Raw genomic sequence first — 2,676 nt, 5'->3', positions numbered from 1 at the left:
GAAGCGGCGGGACGAGCGTCGTCTTACCGGTGCCGGGCGGGGCGCTGAGGACCAGGCAGGCGCCGGCGCCTGCGTCGTCGGAGGCGGAGGCGGAGGGGGAGAGGCGGTCGCGCAGCTCGGGCAGCACCTCGACCACCGGCAGGTCCGGAGGTGAGGCGAGCAGCGCCCTGATGGGGTCGGTCTGCGGAGGCTGCGTGCGGCCCTGCGGCCCGGTGCGAGTCATGCCCCGATTGTGCCCGGTGGGGGAGTGGACGGGGCCGACGTCGGACCGGGGGCGGGAGCTGAGCAGCAGGTGGCCCCCGGTCGGCGGAGGACCGGAGGCGCAGTGGGTGGATAGGGACGAGGGGAGACGCGCAGGTGGCGGCGGCTACCGCACGCTCATGAGGATGTCTCGCGACTGCAGGGCGTCGGCGAGCTTCTCGGCGTACTCGGCGTGCGTCTTGACGGCCTTGCGCATGCCGAGGGCGCCGCCGATGATGGCCGACCCCGTCGAGGACAGGTAGCGCACCAGGGTCTCGCCGTGCGGACCGGTCCCGAACTGCAGGTTCTGCGAAAGATAGAAGTTGCTGCCCATGAGGGCGCCGAAGGCGATGGACATGCCCTTCTTGCCGCGGGTGATCTGGAGGGTATCGGCGGAGAAGGGCGCGACGGTCCACCCCTCCTGAGTGAAGAACTCGGTAACGATTGATCGAACTTGATCGATTGGTGCATTAATGGTGTACGTGCGCTCAGCCATGGTGGGATGCTAAGCGATACTCCATTGTTCTTGCACATTGTGTGCAATAACGTTTGCGTGAAGGTGGCTCGCTGCTGGCCTGCGTGCGCCCGGTGCACCGCCTGGCTCGCAAGCAGATCGACAAAATCTTCAGAATCGACCCGGAGCCGCGTCGATTCTGAATTTTTGTTGATGAGTCTGGGCGGCCCGGACTCTTCGAGTGAAGCACGCTTGACATGGTCGGCTCTGTCAAGCACACTGGACATGTCAAGCAAACATGACACCCTCTCTCGGGGTGATTGGCTAATCAAGGGATGATCGCCATGCTCTCCGCCGTCTCCGCTCCCTCTGTCCTGGCCGCCACGTCGTCGACCTCCTCCGCTGTCACCTTCGTTGCCGGGGTGGTCGGTGGCATCGTCGCCGGGATCGTCCTCTACCTGCTCGTCTACCGGTACTCGGCTCGCCATCTGCCCGAGGTCCGTGCCGAGGAGGCGCCCGAGCTCCTCAAGAAGCTCAGCGGGCAGCAAGCCGGTCTCGTCTGCTCCCTCCCCACCGGCATCATGGTGGGCTTCGTGTTCCCGGCGACCAGTCATCTCTCCACCGGACCACTTCTGCTGGTCGTTCACCTCATAGGCGCCGCCATGGTCAGCGTGTCCATCATCGGTGTCGCGTGGCTGTCCCCGCGACTGCGCGCCGTCCGGAACGCGGCTGCGGCATGAGCTGGTTGTCTCGCCGCGCCCCGGGCGGTGAGGGCCGTGGATAACGACGTGCGCGGCCTGCGCGAGGCCCGCGGTCTCACCCAGGCCCAGCTCGGAGTCGCCCTGGGTGTCTCCAGACAGAGCATCAACTCCATCGAGAAGGGCAAGTACGACCCCTCCCTTCCCTTGGCCATCGCCATCGCCCGCTACTTCGAGACCACTGTTGAGGAGATCTTCCATGTCTGAGTCAGAGCCCACGCCGCCCACGCCCACCCCTTCCTCCGCTGCGGCCGCCGGTTCGTCCTCCTCCGACTCGATGCCGAGTGCTCGGGCGGGCCTGAAGGACGCCAGGCCACGGCGGATCGCCGCCGCAGGCATGACGTCCGGCACCGTCATCGTGGTCCTCCTATGGGTGGCTGCCTTGGCGATCCCGATGCGCAACGGCTTCCTCTACGGTGCCGCCAGCGGGGGAACGGCCGTAATGCTGGCGCTTGTCGCCCTGCTTGTTGCCAAGAGGTTCGGATACGAGACCTTCGTCGTCCGGGAGCTCGAGAAGCGGGAGGACGAACGGGACAGGGCCGCCTCGCAACGGGCCTGGGCCCTCGCCGGTGTCGTCGGGTTCTTCGGCAATGTTGTCGTTGGCGCCGTGGGGGCCTTCGGAGGGCCGATGACGCCTGCCCTTGCCATCGTCCTGTGGCTGCAGCTGCTCAGTTTCATCGGAGGAAGCATCTACTTCAACCGCACGATGTAGATCGTGGAGGGGCGCCCGAGCCTGCCGCCCGCTCGGTGCACCGCCTGGCCCGCACACAGATCGACAAAATCTTCATAATCGACCCGGAGCCGCGTCGATTCTGAAGTTTTGGTTGGTGAGCGTGGGGTGGCTACGGGCGGCGGCCACCGGCGTCTTCGCGTAGACTTCGCTCCACCCTGACCGGCGCCCCGCGCCGGCCATCGTTCCCTGTCCCACCGCCCGCCCCGGGCGCACCCGAGGAGAATCCATGGTCCAGCAGTCCGCCCCGCCAGGAATCTGGGACGAGGACCCCGACGGCGCCTCCATCCTCCTGGCCACGGGCCGCGCCCGCCACGACCTCCTCGTCATCGCCGAGCCCGCCTTCCTGCGCGACCTCGACCAGGCCTGGGGCCGACCCTCGGCCCGAGTGCGCCTGTCCTTCCTGCCCGGTGTCGAGGCCCCCAGCGCCCCCGGCCACGAGGACGCGCTCGTGTCCTACGAGCGCGGTGGACTCGGCGTCCTCGTCGCCCGTG

Annotated in this window: 5 protein-coding genes and 1 pseudogene; 4 read left to right on the top strand and 2 right to left on the bottom strand. The window is 67.6% G+C overall.

From position 1 onward, the window contains the following. A partial coding sequence (locus HMPREF9058_RS07500) for a hypothetical protein (protein WP_009406660.1) occupies positions 1-223 on the bottom strand: 223 nt, incomplete at its 3' end. Between the two features lie 144 nt (positions 224-367). Continuing rightward, positions 368-736 carry an immediate-early protein IE180 gene (locus HMPREF9058_RS07495; RefSeq protein WP_043537941.1) on the bottom strand — a complete coding sequence of 123 codons (369 nt, stop codon included), beginning with the start codon at positions 734-736 and terminating at the stop codon, positions 368-370. Positions 737-1,038: 302 nt separating this feature from the next. Here HMPREF9058_RS07495 and HMPREF9058_RS07490 point away from each other — a divergent pair, with 302 nt between their 5' ends. The 4 genes and pseudogenes from HMPREF9058_RS07490 to HMPREF9058_RS07475 all read left to right on the top strand — a co-directional run. Then, entirely contained in the window at positions 1,039-1,434 is a 396-nt protein-coding gene (locus HMPREF9058_RS07490) for a PTS sugar transporter (protein WP_254654096.1), read from the top strand. Positions 1,435-1,470: 36 nt separating this feature from the next. After that, positions 1,471-1,659 (top strand): helix-turn-helix transcriptional regulator, encoded by a 189-nt coding sequence (locus tag HMPREF9058_RS07485; RefSeq protein WP_009406659.1) that lies wholly within the window; start codon positions 1,471-1,473, stop codon positions 1,657-1,659. Next, a complete protein-coding gene (locus HMPREF9058_RS07480; protein WP_009406658.1) occupies positions 1,652-2,164 on the top strand; it encodes a hypothetical protein in 513 nt (170 codons plus the stop codon). The genes HMPREF9058_RS07485 and HMPREF9058_RS07480 overlap by 8 nt, the downstream gene beginning before the upstream one ends. Before the next feature lie 247 nt (positions 2,165-2,411). Next, positions 2,412-2,676, top strand: a pseudogene (locus HMPREF9058_RS07475) (purine-nucleoside phosphorylase); the annotation flags it as partial.

This window comes from Actinomyces sp. oral taxon 175 str. F0384 (assembly GCF_000223355.1).
GTDB classification, from domain to species: Bacteria; Actinomycetota; Actinomycetes; order Actinomycetales; family Actinomycetaceae; genus Actinomyces; species Actinomyces oris.
The sequence above is the reverse complement of the archived record's forward strand: the minus strand, read 5'-3'. Positions and strand labels throughout refer to the sequence as shown.

What these genes read in the sequence shown, in the direction of transcription:
- HMPREF9058_RS07495 (WP_043537941.1), bottom strand. Translation starts at nt 736, where the DNA reads ATGGCTGAGCGCACGTACACCATTAATGCACCAATCGATCAAGTTCGA.
- HMPREF9058_RS07490 (WP_254654096.1), top strand. Translation starts at nt 1,039, where the DNA reads ATGCTCTCCGCCGTCTCCGCTCCCTCTGTCCTGGCCGCCACGTCGTCG.
- HMPREF9058_RS07480 (WP_009406658.1), top strand. Translation starts at nt 1,652, where the DNA reads ATGTCTGAGTCAGAGCCCACGCCGCCCACGCCCACCCCTTCCTCCGCT.